Raw genomic sequence first — 16,746 nt, 5'->3', positions numbered from 1 at the left:
GCCTGCGCGTCAGCCCGGAGGGAGCAACCGGCGATGCCTCACGCTCCCTTCACTCTGCGTACTTCTGTTCGGTGGCTGATGGCGCCCCCGTTCCTCACCTGCGGGTGATCTCGCCCAGGTTCTGTGCGGGGGAGTGTCCAGGTCCGGAGGGGCCGGTAGGGGGCGGGAACGGTCGGTACCGTGCGCGGTGATCTTCTGTGGGGCGCCTGTCGGGCGTGAAGCGGACAAGACCTGAACGCAACGGGGGTTGCCCATGAGGTCCGGGAACGGCGGAGAGCGGACGCTCGCCAGCTCGCCGAGTGACAAGGTGCGCGCGGCGAAGTTCCTGGAAGAGCAACTGATGCCGGACACCCAGTCGGCCGGCCGTATGGCGGACGGTGGCGGAGCGTCGTCGTTGCCCGGCTTCTCCCCGGCGGCCACGGTGAGCCCCTTCACGAAGCGGGACACCGGGCTGCACGGATTCTCCGGCTGGGCCTCGGACCAAGGACTCTCCGATGCTCTGACCGTCTGGGAAGGGCAGGTCAATCGGCTGATGGGGCGGCTGCGGACGGAGTTGAGCGGGCTGCACGGCACGAGGAACATCCTCCAGAACCAGGACGCGGCCATCGGCGCGCAGGTCGCCGGAGTGCGGGCACCGAGCAGCCTCGACGGAATGTGACGGCTGCGACCGTGACGCTCAACTACCACGACGTGATGACGATCCGTCTGTCCCCGCTCGCGGACGTGTCCCAGGCGTGGAAGAGGATGGGGGAGCGCTTCGGTGAGTTGAGGACCGACTACGAGAAGCACGTGCGGTCCGTGTTGGACAACGGGAACTGGCAGGGTCTTGCCCACGGCACGCACCAGCAGTACGCCTCGGCCACGGCCTTCGAGTTCGGGGCGGCGAGGGCGGAGGCGGAGGCCGTCGCCAGTCTGCTCACGGATGCGCACATCGAGCTGACCCGTCTGCGCAAGGCGGTCAAGGACCTGGTCCGGGACGCTGAGGATCAGGACTACAAGGTCGATGCCTCAGGCAGGGCGAGCTACGTCGGGTACGAGAAGCTCTCCGAACAGGAGAAGCACGCCCTTCACCACGACCCCGGCCACTCCCGGCTGCTGGCTGCCGCCCGGGAGAAGGCGCGGGGCTGGACCGATGACATCGCCGAAGCGGTCAGGGCCGTCGACGCGGCCGACCAGAGCGTGAAGCGGGCACTGGCCCGTGCCACGAGCGATGTCTCGATGGACGGCATCGGCATCGGCGGGTTCAACGGCTCGGCCGTGGGTGATCTGGCGAAGGCCGGCATGCCGGACCCCCGAGCCACTGCGAAGACCGGTGGATGGATCTCCGAAGGCGGGTCCGAGGCATCCGGCCCCGGTGTCGGTACATCGGTCACCGGCCCTGACACCGGGGCCGGCAAGCTGGGCGAGGCCGAGGCGCACGCCGACCTCGGCCGTGCGACCGCTCAGGGCGCGCTCACGGACGGCCGGATGGAACTCGCGGGGGAGGCGGAGGCCTATGCGGGCGCCAAGGGCTCCGCGGCCGGCGGCATCACCAACGAGGGGATGCGGGGCGAAGCAGTCGCCATGGCGGGCGGAGAAGCCTCGTCCAAGGGACGCGTCGACCTCGGTCCCGTCGGGGTGTACGGGAGGGCGGAGAGTATGGCGGGCGGTCAGGCCGGTGCCAACGCGGGGATCGGTACCGATGGCGTGCAGTTGGGCGCCGGGGTGTTCGCGGGTGCGAAGGGAGGTCTCTCGGCCGGAGCGGACGTCGGGGGGATCGGGGTGGGCGGCACCGTCGAGGGATGGGCCGGTCCTGGCGCGGAGGCGAACCTGAACTTCAGCAAAGATGCCGGCGGAACATGGCGCTGGACCCCGAAGGTGGGTGCCTCCCCCGGCCTCGGCGGCGCTGCGGGCTTCGAGGTCACTGTCGACCCGGAGAAGATCGCCCACACCGCGGGATCCGCGGCCGACGCGGTGGGGGATGCCGCCGGGTGGGTAGCCGACGGGGTCACCAGCTTGTTCTGACGCACACTCCCGCGGAACCACCGCCTCAGCAAGGATGACCCGATATGCCCACCGTCCTGCCCGTGCCGATCCAGTTCGAACTGCCGGACGACTGGCGCCCCGAACCGCCGGACGACGTCGGAGCGCCGGGTGCCGCGTTCGTCGCGCGGCACCCGCGACCGGATGCCGGATTCACCGCGAACATCACCGTCGACGGCGACTACCGCCCGGACGCGGCAACGCTGTCGGAGATCGCCCGTGCGTCTGTGGAACGACTGGGCGAGGCCGCCAGGTCGGTCGAAGTCACCGACCACCGCGAGATCGGCTCGCCGGATGCACCCGGCCTCATCCAGACGCTGGCGGTCTCGACCGTCGTCGGCGGCGTGTACCGCGACCTCGTCCAGTCTCAGGTGTACCTGTCCATGCCGGATGTCGCCGATCCGCGCAAGCGCGTCGTGATGCGCCTCGTCCTGACCGCCACCGCGTCGCAGCACCCCCATGTCCTCGGCGACTTCCAGGACTTCGTGCGCACGGTCCGCCCGGACACCGGCACGGCTTCGTAGCGACTGGCCGGTCATTTCCGTCGCGTCGCAGTTGAAGGGCGCTGTCCCGGCGCGCCCGGCAGGCGCCCCGAAGCCTCCCGCATCAGACGCATCACCCACCCAACAGTGCCCCCAACCAGTCAAGTTGGCGGCGCACCTGCACGGCGTCTCCGCCCTCGTGGCCGTTGTGGGGATAGGCGTGGATCTCCTTGTGGGGGGCGGTGCCGGTCAGTTCGCCGTAGCGGTTGAACGCGGCGTACGTCCCGCTCGGTGGGCACACCGTGTCGCGCAGGCCCACGCCGAAGTGGGCGGGGGCCCGGGCGCGGCGGGCGAAGGAGATGCCCTCCAGGTAGGACAGGGTGCGGTAGGCGGCCTGTTCGGCGCCCCGGTGTACGGACAGGTACGCGGTGATCTCGCCGTAGGGCGCCGCGTCGGTGAGGTCGAGTGCGCGCCGGATGCCGCACAGGAAGGGCGCGGTGACCAGGACGGCCGCCAGATCCGGCACCAACCCCGCGACGGCCAGGGCGAGTCCGCCGCCCTGGCTGTTGCCGGCGGCGACGGTGCGGGAGGCGTCCACGCCCGGCAGCGCGCGTACGGCGGTCACCGCGCGGACCGCGTCCGTGACGAGACGGCGGTAGTGGTAGTCCTGCGGGGCGAGCAGGCCGCGGACAGCGGGGCCGGGGCCGCCGGGGGCGACCGGGTACGGGTCGGGGGTGTCGCCGCCGCAGCCGTACTGGTCGCCCTGGCCGCGGTTGTCCATGAGGAGATGCGCGTACCCGGCGTTTACCCAGGTCAGCCGCTCGTGGGGGAGGCCGCGCCCGCGCCCGTACCCGGCGTACTCGACGACCGCGGGCAGCGCCTCGCCCGCCCCGGTGGGCCGGCTGTACCAGGCGCGGACCGGATCGCCGGCGAAGCCGCGGAACGTCACGTCCCAGGTCTCGGTCAGCCGTAGACCGTTCTCCGTCTTCCGGGCCGACACCACCGGGTCCGATCGCGCGGCCTCCTTCAGGGTGCCGTGCCAGAACTCGTCGAAGTCGGCGGGCTCTTCGAGGTCCGGCCGGTAGTGCTCCAGCTCTCTCGGGGGCAGGTCGAACGCGGGCACGGCACACCTCGCAGGAGTCGGTCGATATCCAGAAACTTGCGACGCCGGGTGGGCGCGGATGAGGAGGGGACGGGTGCGGGTCACTGGGTCCTACCCAGAGCAAATGGGTTTCAACGTACGGCAGATGCGCCGACAGACTGCCGCAGCACCCATTGACAGCGCTTTCTGAGGGGCCTTAAGTTGCCGCGCAGTTACCGGTAAGAGCTCGAAAGTTTCGGTTCCGCGTATCCTCCCCGAGAGGACCGAGCATGAGCACCTCCACCACGTCGGCCCCACCGCCCGGCACCCAGGAGTCGCCGCCGGTGAAGGCGGCCCCCCGCCGGCCGTCCGCGCGTACCGGCTGGCGGCGCACCCTGCGCCGCGACTGGCAGCTGTACTCGCTGGCGGTCCTGCCGCTGCTGTTCTTCCTGGTCTTCCGCTATCTGCCGATGATCGGCAACGTCATCGCCTTCCGGCGCTTCGAGCCCGGCGGTTCGATCTTCGGCGAGCAGTGGGTGGGGCTGCGCTATGTGCGCATGTTCCTCACCGATCCGACCTTCTGGCAGGTGTTCCGCAACACCCTGTGGCTCGGCGGGCTCACGCTGGTCTTCTGCTTCCCGATCCCGATCGTGCTGGCCCTGCTGCTCAACGAGGTGCGCAGACGCTCGCTCAAGCGGTTCGTGCAGTCGGTGTCGTACCTTCCGCACTTCCTGTCGATCGTGATCGTCGCGGGCATCACCCTGCAGATGCTCGCCACCGACGGCCCGGTCAACCACGCGCTGGGCTGGTTCGGCCACGATCCGATCCGGTTCATCCAGGAACCGGACTGGTTCCGCGTGATCTTCGTCGGCTCGGAGGTCTGGCAGACCGCCGGCTGGGGCACGATCCTCTACCTCGCCGCGCTCACCACCATCGACGAGGACCTGTACGAGGCCGCGCGCATCGACGGAGCCAACCGCTGGCAGCAGATCTGGCACGTCACCCTGCCCGGCATCCGGCCCACCATGATCACACTGCTGATCCTCAACATCGGCACGTTCCTGGCGGTCGGCTTCGAGAAGGTCCTGCTGCTGTACAACCCGCTGACCTATCCGAAGGCGGACGTCATCTCCACGTACCTCTACCGCAGCGGTGTCGAGTCCAACAGCTTCAGCTACGCCGCCGCCATCGGCCTGTTCGAGGCGATCATCGGCCTGGTGCTGATCACGTCGGCCAACCAGCTCTCGCGGCGCACCGTGGGGACGAGCCTGTGGTGAGCGTGCACCGCCCCACCCGGGGCTACCGCGTCTTCCGGGGCGTCAACGGGGTGATCCTCACCCTGGTCGTGCTCGTGACCCTGTACCCGTTCGTCAACATCGTCGCGCGGTCCTTCAGCGGCGAACGCCAGATCCGGTCCGGCGAGGTGACGTTGTGGCCCAAGGGCTTCAACCTCACCACGTACAAGATCGTCTTTCAGGACGCGATGTTCTGGCGGAACTACGGCAACACCGTGCTCTACACGGTCGTATCCACCGTCGTCGCCATGGTTCTGACGACCTGTTACGCCTACGTCCTGTCCAAGAAGCAGTTGCGCGGGCGCGGTCTGCTGGTCGGCATCGCCGTGTTCACCATGTTCTTCACCGGCGGTCTGATCCCCAACTACGTGCTGATCAGCAGCCTCGGCATGAAGAACACCATCTGGGCGCTGGCGATCCCGAACGCGATCAGCGTCTTCAACCTGCTGGTGATGAAGGCCTTCTTCGAGAGCCTGCCCTCCGAACTGGAGGAGGCCGCGGAGATCGACGGCCTCAGTACGTACGGCATCCTGCTGCGAATCGTGCTGCCGCTGTCCAAGGCGGTCGTCGCGACGATGATCCTCTTCTACTCGGTGGCCTTCTGGAACTCCTGGTTCGCCGCGTTCCTGTACATGGACAGCACCGACCTGATGCCGGTCACCGTCTACCTCCGCAACCTCATCTCGGGCGCCACCGGAGGCGGCAACGCCGGCGCCGCGACGGAGCAGCTCAGCCAGGTCGGGGCGAACATCCAGGCGGTCACCATCGTGCTCACCGCGCTGCCGATCCTGTGCGTGTACCCGTTCGTCCAGCGCTACTTCGTCTCGGGCGTGATGCTCGGCGCGGTCAAGGGCTGAGGCCCCCGGGCAAGGGCCGACGCCCGTGACCCAGGGCCGGCGCCCGTGGTCGTGTGCTGACGCCTCCTCACATCGCTTACGGAACAAGGGAGTATCCGTGAAGAACGCAGGAGAGCTGTCGCGGCGTCAGATCCTGGCCGCCGCGGGATTCGCCGGTCTCGCCACCCTCACCGGCTGCGGCAGCGGTGACGACGGAGGGGACTCCAAGGACCTGTCCAAGAAGCGGAACGGCGCGATGAAGGAGTACCGCGCGGGCCAGCGGTTCAAGGCCGCCAAGCCGCTGTCCTTCTCGCTCCTGCACAACAACAACCCGGTCTACCCGACCAAGAGCGGCTGGCTGTTCTGGAAGGAGGTCGCCAAGCGGACCGGTGTCACCCTGAAGCCCGTGGACGTCCCGCTGGGCGACTACGAGAAGAAGCGCAGTGTCCTCATCGGCGCGGGCGACGCCCCGTTCCTGATCCCCAAGACATACCACCCCTCCGAGGCCGCGTTCGTGTCCTCCGGCGCGATCCTCCCGGTCAGCGACTACGTGCACCTGATGCCCAACTTCCGGGACAAGGTGAAGAAGTGGAGCCTGGAGCCCGAGCTCGACTCCTTCCGCCAGTCCGACGGCAAGTACTACCTGCTGCCCGGCCTGCACGAGAAGGCCAAGTCCGGCTACTCGCTGGCCTTCCGCACCGACGTCCTCGACCAGCACGGTCTGAGCCTGCCCTCCACCTGGGACGAGGTGTACGACGTCCTCAAGGCGCTCAGGGCGGAGTACCCCGACCGCTACCCCTTCACCGACCGCTGGAGCACCAACACCGCCTTTCCCGTCGGCGCGTTGATGAGCTACCTCGGCCAGTCGTACGGCGTCAAGGCCGGCTGGACGTACGACAACCTCAGCTTCGACAGCAAGGCACAGAAGTTCGTCTTCACCGGCGCGCAGGACGGCTACCGCCAGGTGGTCGGGTTCCTGAGGAAACTGGTCGCCGAGAAGCTCATGGACCCGGAGAGCTTCACCCAGACCGACGAGGCGGCGGTGCAGAAACTGCTGGCCGAGAAGTCCTTCGCGATCAGCGCCAACCCGCAGGAACTGGTCCAGAACTACCGCTACAACCTGGAGAAGCAGGTCAAGGGCGCGAAGATCGAGATGCTGCCGGTGCCGCTCGGCCCGGCGGGCCCGGTGGTGCTGGGCGGCACCCGGCTGGAGAACGGCGTGATGATCTCCAGCAAGGCGCTCAAGAGCGACACCTTCGTCGCGATGATGCAGTTCGTGGACTGGCTCTGGTACTCGGACGAGGGCCAGAAGTTCTGCAAGTGGGGTGTCCAGGGCGTTACTTACACCGAGTCCGGCGACCGGTACGAGCTGGAGCCCGGCATCAGCCTGATGGGCTCCGACCCGGACGCCCCGAAGGACCTGCAGAAGGACTACGGCTTCTTCAACGGCGTCTTCACCTACGGCGGCAGCTGGGCCTTGGTCTCCTCCTCGTTCAGCCCGGACGAGAAGGAGTTCCAGGCCGCCATGGCCCAGCGCGAACAGCTGCCCATCGACCCGGCCCACCCGCTCCAGTCCTTCGAGCAGGAACAGGCGACGCTCTGGGACACCCCGCTCAGGGATCACGTCACGCAGAACACCCTCAAGTTCGCCCTCGGCAAGCGCCCGCTGTCCGAATGGGACGACTACGTCGCCGAGTTGAAGGCGAAGAACATGGACCGGCTGGTCGACCTGCACAACAAGGCGAAGGACCGGTTCAAGAAGGAGAACGGGTGATCCGTGGGCCCGCCGGGTCGAGCGGCGCACTCTCCGACACCGGGCGGTACCGCGTCGGCGCCGCCCGCACCGGATCGACGTCCCGCACGAAGCCGCCGAGCCCGCCCGCCGGCACCACCGACTGCCCGCCGAGGACGGCCGGGTGGACCTGGACCTGACACTGAGCCGCCACGAGATCACGCTCGTCGAGGTGACCCCCGTCGAGGACGAGACACCGCCCCGGGCGGACGAACGGCGGCTGCTCGGAAGGGACCCACGATGAGCACGCACACGTCCGCCGGCTTCGGCGCGGGAACCCTCTCCCGGGCCGCCGCACTGATCCACACCCTCCTCACCGTCGAGGCACTGCTGCTGGCCGCCGCCTCGCCGGGCCTCGCCGGACTGCTGCTGGTGGGCCCCGACGCCGCCAACCTCCTGCTGGCCGCCGTATGCCTGTTGCCCCTCGGCCCGGCCCTGTCCGCCGCCCTGTATGCCCTCCACCACCGCGACCGGGACCTCACCGACCTCCATCCGGCCCGCGCCTACCGGCGCGGCTGGCGGCTCAACGCCCTCCCGGCGCTGGCCCTGTGGGCGCCGCTGCTCGCCTGGCTCACCCTCATCGCCTTCACCCTCACCCACTTCACCGCCACCGGCCTCCCCGGCTGGTGGGCGGTCCTGCTCGCGGCCATCGGCGCCGGCTCCCTCCTGTGGGGCGCGCACGCGCTGCTGCTCACCTCCCTCTTCACCTTCCGTGCCCGCGACACCGCCCGCCTCGCCGGGTACTTCCTGTTCCGGCACGGCCGCGCCACCCTCGGCGTCGCCTCGCTGCTGGTCCTGACCGCCGGACTCACCGCCCTGCTGACCGAGGCCCTGCCCGCCCTGCTGGCCGCCCCGCTGCTGCTGTCCCTGCTGCACAGTGGCCGCCAGGTGATCGCCGAGACCCAGGAGGACTTCACCGCATGACCCCGCCCCGCACCCCGAAGATCCCGTACGGCGGTGACTACAACCCCGAGCAGTGGCCGGAGCAGGTCCGGGACGAGGACCACCGGCTGTTCACCCGGGCCGGCATCGACACCCTCACCGTCGGTGTCTTCTCCTGGTCGCTCACCCAACCCGCCGAGGACACCTACGACTTCACGGTCCTCGACCGGATCCTGGACCGTGCCGTCGCCGAGGGCCGCCGGGTCTGCCTCGCCACCGGCACCGCCGCCCTCCCGCCCTGGCTCGCGAAGAAGTACCCCGAGGTCAACCGCACCGACTTCGAGGGCCGCGGACACCGCTACGGGCAGCGCCACAACTTCTGCCCCAGCGCACCGGCCTACCGTCGCCTCGCCACCGCCATGGCGAGGCGCCTGGCCGAACGGTACGCCGAGCACCCGGCGTTGCTCGCCTGGCACATCAACAACGAGTACGGCGGTACCTGTTACTGCGCCCTGTGCGCGGAGGCCTTCCGCGCCTGGCTGCGCGACAGGTACGTCACCCTGGACGCCCTCAACGACGCCTGGTGCACCGCCTTCTGGTCCCACCGCTACACCGACTGGGCCGAGATCGAACCCCCGAGCGCCCTCACCGAGCACTGGCGCGGCCCCGACCACACCGCCTTCCAGGGCACCACACTCGACTACTTCCGCTTCACCACCGACGCCCTCCTCGGCTGCTTCCTCGCCGAGAAGGAGGTGATCCGCGCCCACGACCCGGACACCCCCGTCACCACCAACTTCATGGGCATGTTTGGCCCCCTCGACTACCACCGCTGGGCGCCCCACCTCGACTTCGCGTCCTGGGACAACTACCCGCCCCTGGACGCCCCGCCGACCTGGCCCGCCCTCGCCCACGACCTGATGCGCGGCCTCAAGGGTGGTGCCCCGTTCTGGCTGATGGAACAGACCCCGTCCACCATGGCCTGCCGCGACGTCAACCCGCTGCGCCGCCCCGGCGAACTCCGCCTCGCCACCTTCCAGGCCGTCGCCCACGGCGCCGACGCCGCCCTGTACTTCCAGATGCGCGCCTCACTCGGCGCCAGCGAGAAGTACCACGGCGCGGTCATCGGCCACGCGGGCCGCGACGACACCCGCGTCTTCCGCGAAGTCGCCGAACTCGGGCGGGAGTTGGAGCTGCTCTCGGACGCGAGTCTGGGCGCCCGCACCCCCGCCCGCACCGCGTTGCTCTTCGACTGGGACAGCTGGTGGGCCCTGGAGATCTCCGACGGCCCCTCCCGCCTCGTCCGCTACCAGGACACCGTGCACGCCTACTACCGGGCCGCCCGCGAGGCCGGCGCCGACGTCGACGTGATTCCGCAGACCGCCGACCTCAGCGCCTACGACGTCGTGATCGCGCCCGTCCTCCACATGGTCAAGGGTGACCTCGCCGCCCGCCTCGAAGCGGTGGCCGCCCGTGGCGGCACCGTCCTGACCACCTTCCTCTCCGGCCGCGTCGACACCCACGACCGCGCCTTCCTCACCGACGTCCCCGGCCCCCTCGCCCCCCTCATGGGCATCCGCGTCGACGAATGGGACTCCCGCCCTCAGGACGTCGTACAGCCGATAGAACTCGGGGAGTTCCGGGCGGCGGCGCGCCTCGTCTTCGAGATCGTGCAGCCGCGCGGCGCCGAGCCGGTCGGGACGTACGGCGCCGACTTCTACGCGGGCACCCCGGCGGTGACCCGCAACCGGTTCGGCGCGAGCGGGGGCGAGGGCTGGTACGTCGCCACCGCCCTCGACCAGCCGGGCGTCGACTGGGTGGTCCGCCGCGTCCTGGCCCGGCACGGGCTGCTCGGCCCCTACGCCGACCAGCCGGGCGTGGAGACGGCGACCCGCGTGGCCCCCGACGGAAGCCGCCTGCACTTCCTCCTCAACCACACGGCCGAACCGGTCCGCCTGACCTCCCACGCCACCGCCACCGACCTCCTGACCGGCAAGCGGACCGAGGAGGGCGAGCCCCTGCCCCTCGACCCCCTGGGCACGGTGATCCTGCGGCTCCGGTAGCTGCGCAGCAGCACGGCCGATCCAGCACCTACCGCATCAGTGGATCCGGCGCCCATGTGCGTCGGGCACACCCGACTTGCGCAGGAAGTAGCTGTTGATCTGGTCGCGCCATTCGCGGGCGCTGCGGAGCTGCTCCTCGTAGCGCTCCGCGACCCGTGCGTGGCGCCCCGGATCGACGAGGCCCGCCAGGGACGCCCACAGCTCCCGGGCCGCCTCCACCTCCTCCACGCCCTCGAAGTGCGTGTCGTAGATGTGCTGGATCACCGTCTTCCCGCTGTGGAGCATGTGGTCGTACGACACGTGGTGGAAGAACAGCAGCAGCTCGTCGGGACAGGTGTCCGGCGACTCGTACACCTCGGACCAGGGCCCCGCGTACTGCGCCGCGTAGCCCGTGCCGGTCGCCGCGCTCCGGTCGACGCCGATGCCGTCCCGGTCGGCGAAGTGGTAGGTGCCCCAGGGGCTGTACTCGTAGCCGTCGACGCCCGGACCGTAGTGGTGGCCCGGCTGCACCATGAAGCCCACGCCGAGCGGGGCGGTGTACTTCTCGTACGTCTCCCAGGAGCCACCCAGCAGCTCGGCCAGCGAGGCCCCGAGCCGGGCGCCCTCCCCGCTCTCCGCCGGTGCGAAGGTCAGCCCGATCCACTCGCTCAGGAACCGGTGGGGGTCGGCGTCCGGCTGCCAGGCCAGTCGGCCGAAGGTGTACAGGTTGGCCTGGGCCAGCGGATGGCCGGTCCAGAACGGGTCGTCGCCGACGTTGGACACCGCCACCAGCCCGCCGTCCGCCAGAGCCCCGGCCTCCCTCCCGCCGTCCGGCCGGAACCGCAGCACCTCGCTCCACATCGGCCCCAGCCAGCACACGTGCCGCTGCTGCCCGGTGTACTCCTGGGTGGCCTGCACCTCGACCGCGAGCCGGGTCCGTGGCATCGCGCCGATGAGGGGTGATACCGGCTCCCGGACCTGGAAGTCCAACGGTCCGTGCTTGACCTGGAGCACCGCGTTCGCGGCGAACTCCCCGTCCAGCGGCACGAAATGGTCGTAGGCGGCCCGCGCCCGGTCGGTGCTCCGGTCCCGCCAGTCCTGCCGGTGGTCGTAGACGAAGGCCCGCCAGTGCACGGTCCCGCCGTACGGTTCGAGTGCGGCGGCCAGCAGGTTCGCCCCCTCGGCGTGACTGCGCCCGTAGGCGAACGGGCCCGGCCGGCCCTCCGAGTCGGCCTTCACCACGAACCCGCCGAAGTCGGGGATCGCCGCGTACACCCGCGCGGTCGCCTCGGCCCACCACGCCCGTACGGCCTCGTCGAGGGGATCGGCCGTCGCGAGACCGTCCAGCACCACCGGCGCGGCGAACGTCACCGACAGATGCGTCCGGATGCCGTACGGCCGCAACACCCCTGCGATCTCGGCGACTTCACCGATCCGGTCGGTGAGCAGCCGCGCCTCGGCCGCGTGCACGTTGACGTTGTTCACGGCCACGGCGTTAATCCCGCAGGCGGCGAGCAGCCGCCCGTAGGCCCGCACCCGCTCCACCTCGCCCCGCGCCCGCCCGTCCTCCCAGAACAGCGACCCGCCGGCGTACCCGCGCTCCACCTGGCCCATCACCGGGTGCACGGCCACGTTGTCCCAGTGGTCCAGCATCCGCAGCGCCACCGCGGGGCGGTGCGTCTCCCGCCGCCGGTCGTGGCGGAAGGCCCGCTCCCCGAGCCGCACGACATGGAACAGGCCGTACAGCAGCCCGGCCTGCCCGGACGCGGTGACCGCCGTCCGGCCGTCCCGGCGCAGGAAGGTGAACCCCTCGTCCCCCAGGTCCTCGGGGCCGGTCAGATCCAGCACCAGATCGTACCGGGAGTCGCCCGGCTCGGCGTCGCGTACGACACGACCACCGAACCGGGCGCAGGCCTGGGCCACTTCGCCGTGCACCGTCTCCACCAGCGGGCCCGATCCGCGGACCAGCACCCGCCGGGTGCCGATCGGCCGGAACGCCTCGTCCGGCAACCACGCCGGGTCGACACCCTCGGGCAGGACGGGCACGGGAAGCGGCATGAGACCCCCAACTCGGATTCCCGACTCGGCCGCTCAGCCGAGCAGTTCGACCTCCGACACCACCGCCTCGCCGTCGAGGACCAGACGGTACTTCCCGTACGTACCCGGTGACCCCACCGTGAACGCACGTGTCTGTCTGTCCCACGCGAAGGACTGCCCGGACCGTCTGTCGAGGGTCCGCCAGGTCTTCCCGTCGGCCGAGCCCTGGAGCCGCCAAGCGGCCGGCGCCTTCGTCCGGTCCGCCGACGAGGTCAACGTGTACTGGACCGCCCTGGCCCGCCCGGAGACCGGCAGTTCCACGGTCGCCGCCACGCCCGCCTCCGTCGCCGACGTGTCGTCGAACAGGGCTCCCTCGCCCTTCAACACGTCCGCGCGCGGGCTCGGCACCTCGTCGTCCCGGGTGATCGACACGGGCGCGGCCTTCCTGCCCGTGCCCCACGACGAGGGCTCGGGCCCCATGGCGAAGTCCAGGACCCCGCCCTTCGCCAGCAGCGAGTGGGGGAGCGAAGTCGACCTCCAGGAGCGGCCGTTGACCTTCAGTCCCTGTACGTACACGTTCTTCGCCGTGTTCTTCGGCGCCCGCACCACCAGGTCCCGGCCGTTCTCCAGATGGACGGTCGCTTTGGTGAACAGCGGTGATCCGACGGCGTATTCACCACTGCCCATCACCAACGGGTAGAAGCCCAGCGCGGAGAAGAGGAACCAGGCCGACTGCTCGCCGTTGTCCTCGTCACCGTGGTAGCCCTGCCCGATCTCGCTGCCGGTGTAGAGCCGCGACAGCACCTCCCGCACGTTCCGCTGCGCCTTCCAGGGCTGCCCGGCCGCGTCGTACATGTAATTGACGTGGTGGGCGACCTGGTTGGAGTGCCCGTACATGCCCATCCGGACGTCCCGCGCCTCGGTCATCTCGTGGATGACACCGCCGTAGGAGCCGACGAGGTCCGGCGAGGCGGTCTCCGGGGTGGCGAAGTACGTGTCGAGTTTCTCCGCGAGTCCGGCGCGTCCGCCGTAGAGGTTGGCGAGGCCCCGGCTGTCCTGCGGGGCGGTGAAGGCGTAACCCCAGCCGTTGGTCTCGGTGTAGTCGTAGCCCCACACCCGCGGGTCGTACGCCGAGGAGTCGACGCGCCAGTCACCCGCCGGGTCCCGGCCCTGGAAGAAACCGGCCTCGGAGTCGAACAGGTTCACGTAGTCCTGGGCCCGGTTGAGGAAGTACGCCGACTCCTCCCGGTAGCGCTTGTCACCGGTCTCCCTGAACAGGGCCTGCCCCATGCGCGCGATGCCGTAGTCGTTGAGATAGCCCTCCAGGGCCCAGGACAGGCCCTCGTGGGTGTCGGTGGCCGTGTATCCGAGGAACGGCGAGGTGGCCATGCCCTTGCGCCCCACACCGGACGACGGGGGCACGACCGTCGCGTTCTTCAGGGCCGCCTCGTACGCCGCCTTCGCGTCGAAGTCGACGCCCTTGACGTACGCGTCCGCGAAGGCCACGTCCGACGAGGTGCCGGTCATCAGGTCCGCGTACCCGGGCGAGGACCAGCGCGAGGTCCAGCCGCCGTCCTTGTACTGCTGCACGAACCCGTCGACCATCTCGCCCGCCTGACCGGGTGTCAGCAGTGAGTACGCCGGCCAGGTCGTCCGATAGGTGTCCCAGAAGCCGTTGTTGACGTACACCTTGCCGTCCACGATCTTCGCGCCGGTGTGCGTCGGGGTGTCCGGACCGGGCATGGGCGAGAACGGCGAGGCGTACTTGTACGTCGAACCGACCTTCTCGAAGCCGGAGTTGGGGTACAGGTACAGCCGGTAGAGGCTGGAGTACAGGGTGGTCAGCTGGTCCGGCGTGGCGCCCTCCACCTCGACCTTGCCGAGGATCCGGTCCCACTGCTTCTGGGCCCGGGACCTGACCGTCTCGAAGGAGGTGCCGTCCGGGATCTCCTGGCGCAGGTTGTCCTTCGCCTGGTCGAGGCTGATCAGGGAGGTCGCCAGACGCAGGGTGACGGTCCGGTCGGCGCCCGCGTCGAAGCGCAGACGGCCCTTGACCCCGCTGGACGCCCCGTCCGTCACCGGCTTGTCGAACACGCCGTACACGAAGAGCCGGGTGGCGCCGGTCGACAGCCCGGACTTCACGTCCGAGTAGCCGGTGACGACCCCCGCCGCCTTGTCGAGGGTCAGCCCCGCCTGGTCGGTCACGTTGTCGAACAGGACGCTCGTGTCGTCGCCGGGGTAGGTGAAGCGGAGCGCCGCCGCGTGGTCGGTCGGGGTCATCTCGGCCTTCAGGCCGTTCTCGAACCGCACCCCGTAGTAGTACGGCCGCGCGGTCTCGTTCTCGTGCCGGAAGGCCAGCTCCCGGGCCTCACGGGCGGTGTCCGGGGTGCCGGACGCGGCGGACGGCATCACCTGGAAGGTCTGCCGGTCACCCATCCAGGGACTGGGCTCATGGCTCGCGCTGAACGCCTGGACGGTCGGCAGGTTGTCCGCGTTGTTGCCCCGCGCGTAGTCGTACAGCCAGCTGAGCGAGGACGCGTTGGTCACCGGCGTCCAGAAGTTGAACCCATGGGGGACGGCCGTGGCGGGGAAGTTGTTGCCCCGCGAGAAGCCGCCGCTGGAGTGGGTGCCGCGGGTGGTGAGCGCGTAGTCGGAGAGGTGGGCCTTCGGCTTCTCGGGCGCGACCGACCCGATCGTCACGTCGTCCAGCCAGCCCCGGAACCTCGCCGGCCCCTTCGCCGAGTCGTACGCCACCAGGATCCGGTCGACGGTCCGGCCCGCCGCGACCGACCCGATCCGCGCGGCCACGTGGTTCCACTGGTTGACGTAGAGCACCTTCGAGGCGCCCTGCGCCCGCGGTGACAGCCCGAACCCGTGCTCGTCGGTGGCGCCCAGGTCGCTGAGGTGGGTGCCGTCGGTGAAGGCCAGGTCCACCGACACGTGGGTGGCGTCGTAGTCCAGGTCGCCGTCCGCCATCGAGGGGAAGATCCGGTACGACAGCCGGGTGTCCCGGCCGACCGCCACATCCACGTCGAAGATCTTGTTGTACGAGTACGCCCGCCCCTCGGCGGTGTGCCGGCCGGCGTACCGCAGGGCCCGCTTGCCGGTGAAGCCGGCGCCCGCCTTCGCGGTGGGCGAGCCGCTCGGGCCGCGGTCGACCAGCGAGAGCATGTCCTGCGGGACCGGGCCGTCGTCGCCGCCCGTGGAGAACTGCACGTCGGCGAGTTGGAGGATGCCCGAGGCGCCGTTGTTCGCGGTGACGTCCAGCCGGAAGTGCCGGAACGCGGCCGGCTCGGCGAGGTCGTACGTCTTCGTCTGGAACCGCTCGGCGAAGGTCTCCCCGGTGCGGGTGTCGAGGGTCTTCCAGTCCTTGCCGTCGGCGGAGCCCTGGAGGGTCCAGTCTCTCGGGTCGCGCTGGGCGGCGTCGTTCGCGGAGGTGAGCGCGTACCGGACCACCGCGGCCGGCTTGTCGAGCTCGAACTCGGCCCACCCGGTGGCCGCGAAGGTCAGCCACTTGGTGCCCGGTTCGCCGTCGGTGAGGTTCTCCTTGACCTCGCCGCCACCGGTGTTCTCGCCACTGGCCCGGACATCTGTGACATGGTCGGTGACGTTGCCGGGGATGCCGGTGCTGTAGCCGCCGTCGACGCCCGAGGCGCGCGGTGTGCCGTCCGGTGCGGTGTCCACGGTGTTGATCCAGTCGGGCGCCGGATCGCCCGCCTCGAAGGAGGACGCGAAGGACCGGTCGGCCGCGGCGGGTGCCCGGGGCAGTGCCACCGCCGCCCCCTGGGAGCCCACCGCCATCACCCAGGCGGCCGCCACCACCATGACCACCGAACCCCGCCCGCCCGACGAGCCCCGTCTGAGCCGAACCCTGTGCTGCTGCATACGCGAGCACTCTCCCTGCGCAGTGGACAACGTTGTCAACTTCATGGCGCAAGGATCAGTAGTTACTCAAGTGGACTGTGATGTCAAGGGTGTTGACTGTGGCATTCGAGCTCTATGTCAGGGATTTTTCCGGCAAGGCGCACACAGGGCACTCATATTTCCGGGAGGTCTCAACTCGGAAAAGACCCACGGTCAACCTTGCATTCGATCTTGCTCCATTGACGTGAAGTGGACTATACCTGTCGGCGATTCACCCGATGCGCACGGCATGATCGAAGTTCACGATCCGCACGTCACCATCCGCACGTCACGATCCGCACTTCCTGCACGACCCTGCTTGACCTGACCGCGGTGCCCGGGAGGATCCGGTACACCGCCTGAGTCCTGGAGAA

The 16,746-nt window shown here is 69.9% G+C and carries 12 protein-coding genes; 9 read left to right on the top strand and 3 right to left on the bottom strand.

All coding sequences use genetic code 11. The features are described from left to right. The first annotated feature begins 253 nt into the window (after positions 1–253). Genes ACZ5VD_RS17730 through ACZ5VD_RS17720 form a run of 3 tightly spaced genes read left to right on the top strand, consistent with a single transcriptional unit; the run spans position 254 to position 2,546 of the window. Entirely contained in the window at positions 254–658 is a 405-nt protein-coding gene (locus tag ACZ5VD_RS17730; protein WP_468682645.1) for a hypothetical protein, read from the top strand. Beyond that, a complete protein-coding gene (locus tag ACZ5VD_RS17725) occupies positions 655–2,004 on the top strand; it encodes a hypothetical protein (protein ID WP_468682644.1) in 1,350 nt (449 codons plus the stop codon). Before ACZ5VD_RS17730 ends, ACZ5VD_RS17725 begins: the two co-directional genes overlap by 4 nt. A gap of 44 nt (positions 2,005–2,048) precedes the next feature. Then, on the top strand, positions 2,049–2,546 hold the full coding sequence (locus ACZ5VD_RS17720; protein ID WP_468682643.1) for a hypothetical protein: 498 nt from the start codon (positions 2,049–2,051) through the stop codon (positions 2,544–2,546). Between the two features lie 91 nt (positions 2,547–2,637). Here the strand turns inward: ACZ5VD_RS17720 and ACZ5VD_RS17715 are convergent, their stop codons facing one another. Beyond that, positions 2,638–3,627 (bottom strand): acetylxylan esterase, encoded by a 990-nt coding sequence (locus tag ACZ5VD_RS17715; protein ID WP_468682642.1) that lies wholly within the window; start codon positions 3,625–3,627, stop codon positions 2,638–2,640. Between the two features lie 248 nt (positions 3,628–3,875). Between ACZ5VD_RS17715 and ACZ5VD_RS17710 the strand changes: the two genes are divergently transcribed. The 6 genes from ACZ5VD_RS17710 to ACZ5VD_RS17685 all read left to right on the top strand — a co-directional run bounded on the left by ACZ5VD_RS17710 (position 3,876) and on the right by ACZ5VD_RS17685 (position 10,453). Further along, a complete protein-coding gene (locus ACZ5VD_RS17710) occupies positions 3,876–4,862 on the top strand; it encodes an ABC transporter permease (RefSeq protein ID WP_468548244.1) in 987 nt (328 codons plus the stop codon). 2 nt (positions 4,863–4,864) lie between these two features. Beyond that, positions 4,865–5,737 (top strand): carbohydrate ABC transporter permease, encoded by an 873-nt coding sequence (locus tag ACZ5VD_RS17705; RefSeq protein ID WP_468682690.1) that lies wholly within the window; start codon positions 4,865–4,867, stop codon positions 5,735–5,737. A 97-nt stretch (positions 5,738–5,834) separates the two neighbouring features. Then, a complete protein-coding gene (locus ACZ5VD_RS17700; protein ID WP_468548243.1) occupies positions 5,835–7,490 on the top strand; it encodes an ABC transporter substrate-binding protein in 1,656 nt (551 codons plus the stop codon). Further along, on the top strand, positions 7,487–7,648 hold the full coding sequence (locus ACZ5VD_RS17695; RefSeq protein WP_468548242.1) for a hypothetical protein: 162 nt from the start codon (positions 7,487–7,489) through the stop codon (positions 7,646–7,648). The genes ACZ5VD_RS17700 and ACZ5VD_RS17695 overlap by 4 nt, the downstream gene beginning before the upstream one ends. 100 nt (positions 7,649–7,748) lie before the next feature. Beyond that, the gene (locus ACZ5VD_RS17690) at positions 7,749–8,432 is read left to right on the top strand and encodes a hypothetical protein (protein ID WP_468548241.1); all 684 of its coding nucleotides are present in this window, start codon (positions 7,749–7,751) and stop codon (positions 8,430–8,432) included. After that, on the top strand, positions 8,429–10,453 hold the full coding sequence (locus ACZ5VD_RS17685; RefSeq protein WP_468548240.1) for a beta-galactosidase: 2,025 nt from the start codon (positions 8,429–8,431) through the stop codon (positions 10,451–10,453). Before ACZ5VD_RS17690 ends, ACZ5VD_RS17685 begins: the two co-directional genes overlap by 4 nt. A 36-nt stretch (positions 10,454–10,489) precedes the next feature. On the opposite strand, the gene ACZ5VD_RS17680 is transcribed toward ACZ5VD_RS17685, so the two are convergent. Then, complete coding sequence (locus ACZ5VD_RS17680) at positions 10,490–12,490, bottom strand: alpha-glucuronidase (RefSeq protein ID WP_468548239.1); 2,001 nt, start codon at positions 12,488–12,490, stop codon at positions 10,490–10,492. A gap of 33 nt (positions 12,491–12,523) precedes the next feature. Next, positions 12,524–16,354 carry a GH92 family glycosyl hydrolase gene (locus tag ACZ5VD_RS17675; protein ID WP_468682641.1) on the bottom strand — a complete coding sequence of 1,277 codons (3,831 nt, stop codon included), beginning with the start codon at positions 16,352–16,354 and terminating at the stop codon, positions 12,524–12,526. Positions 16,355–16,746: the final 392 nt, after the last annotated feature.

Source organism: Streptomyces sp. NPDC032822, from assembly GCF_055578825.1.
The sequence above is the reverse complement of the archived record's forward strand: the minus strand, read 5'-3'. Positions and strand labels throughout refer to the sequence as shown.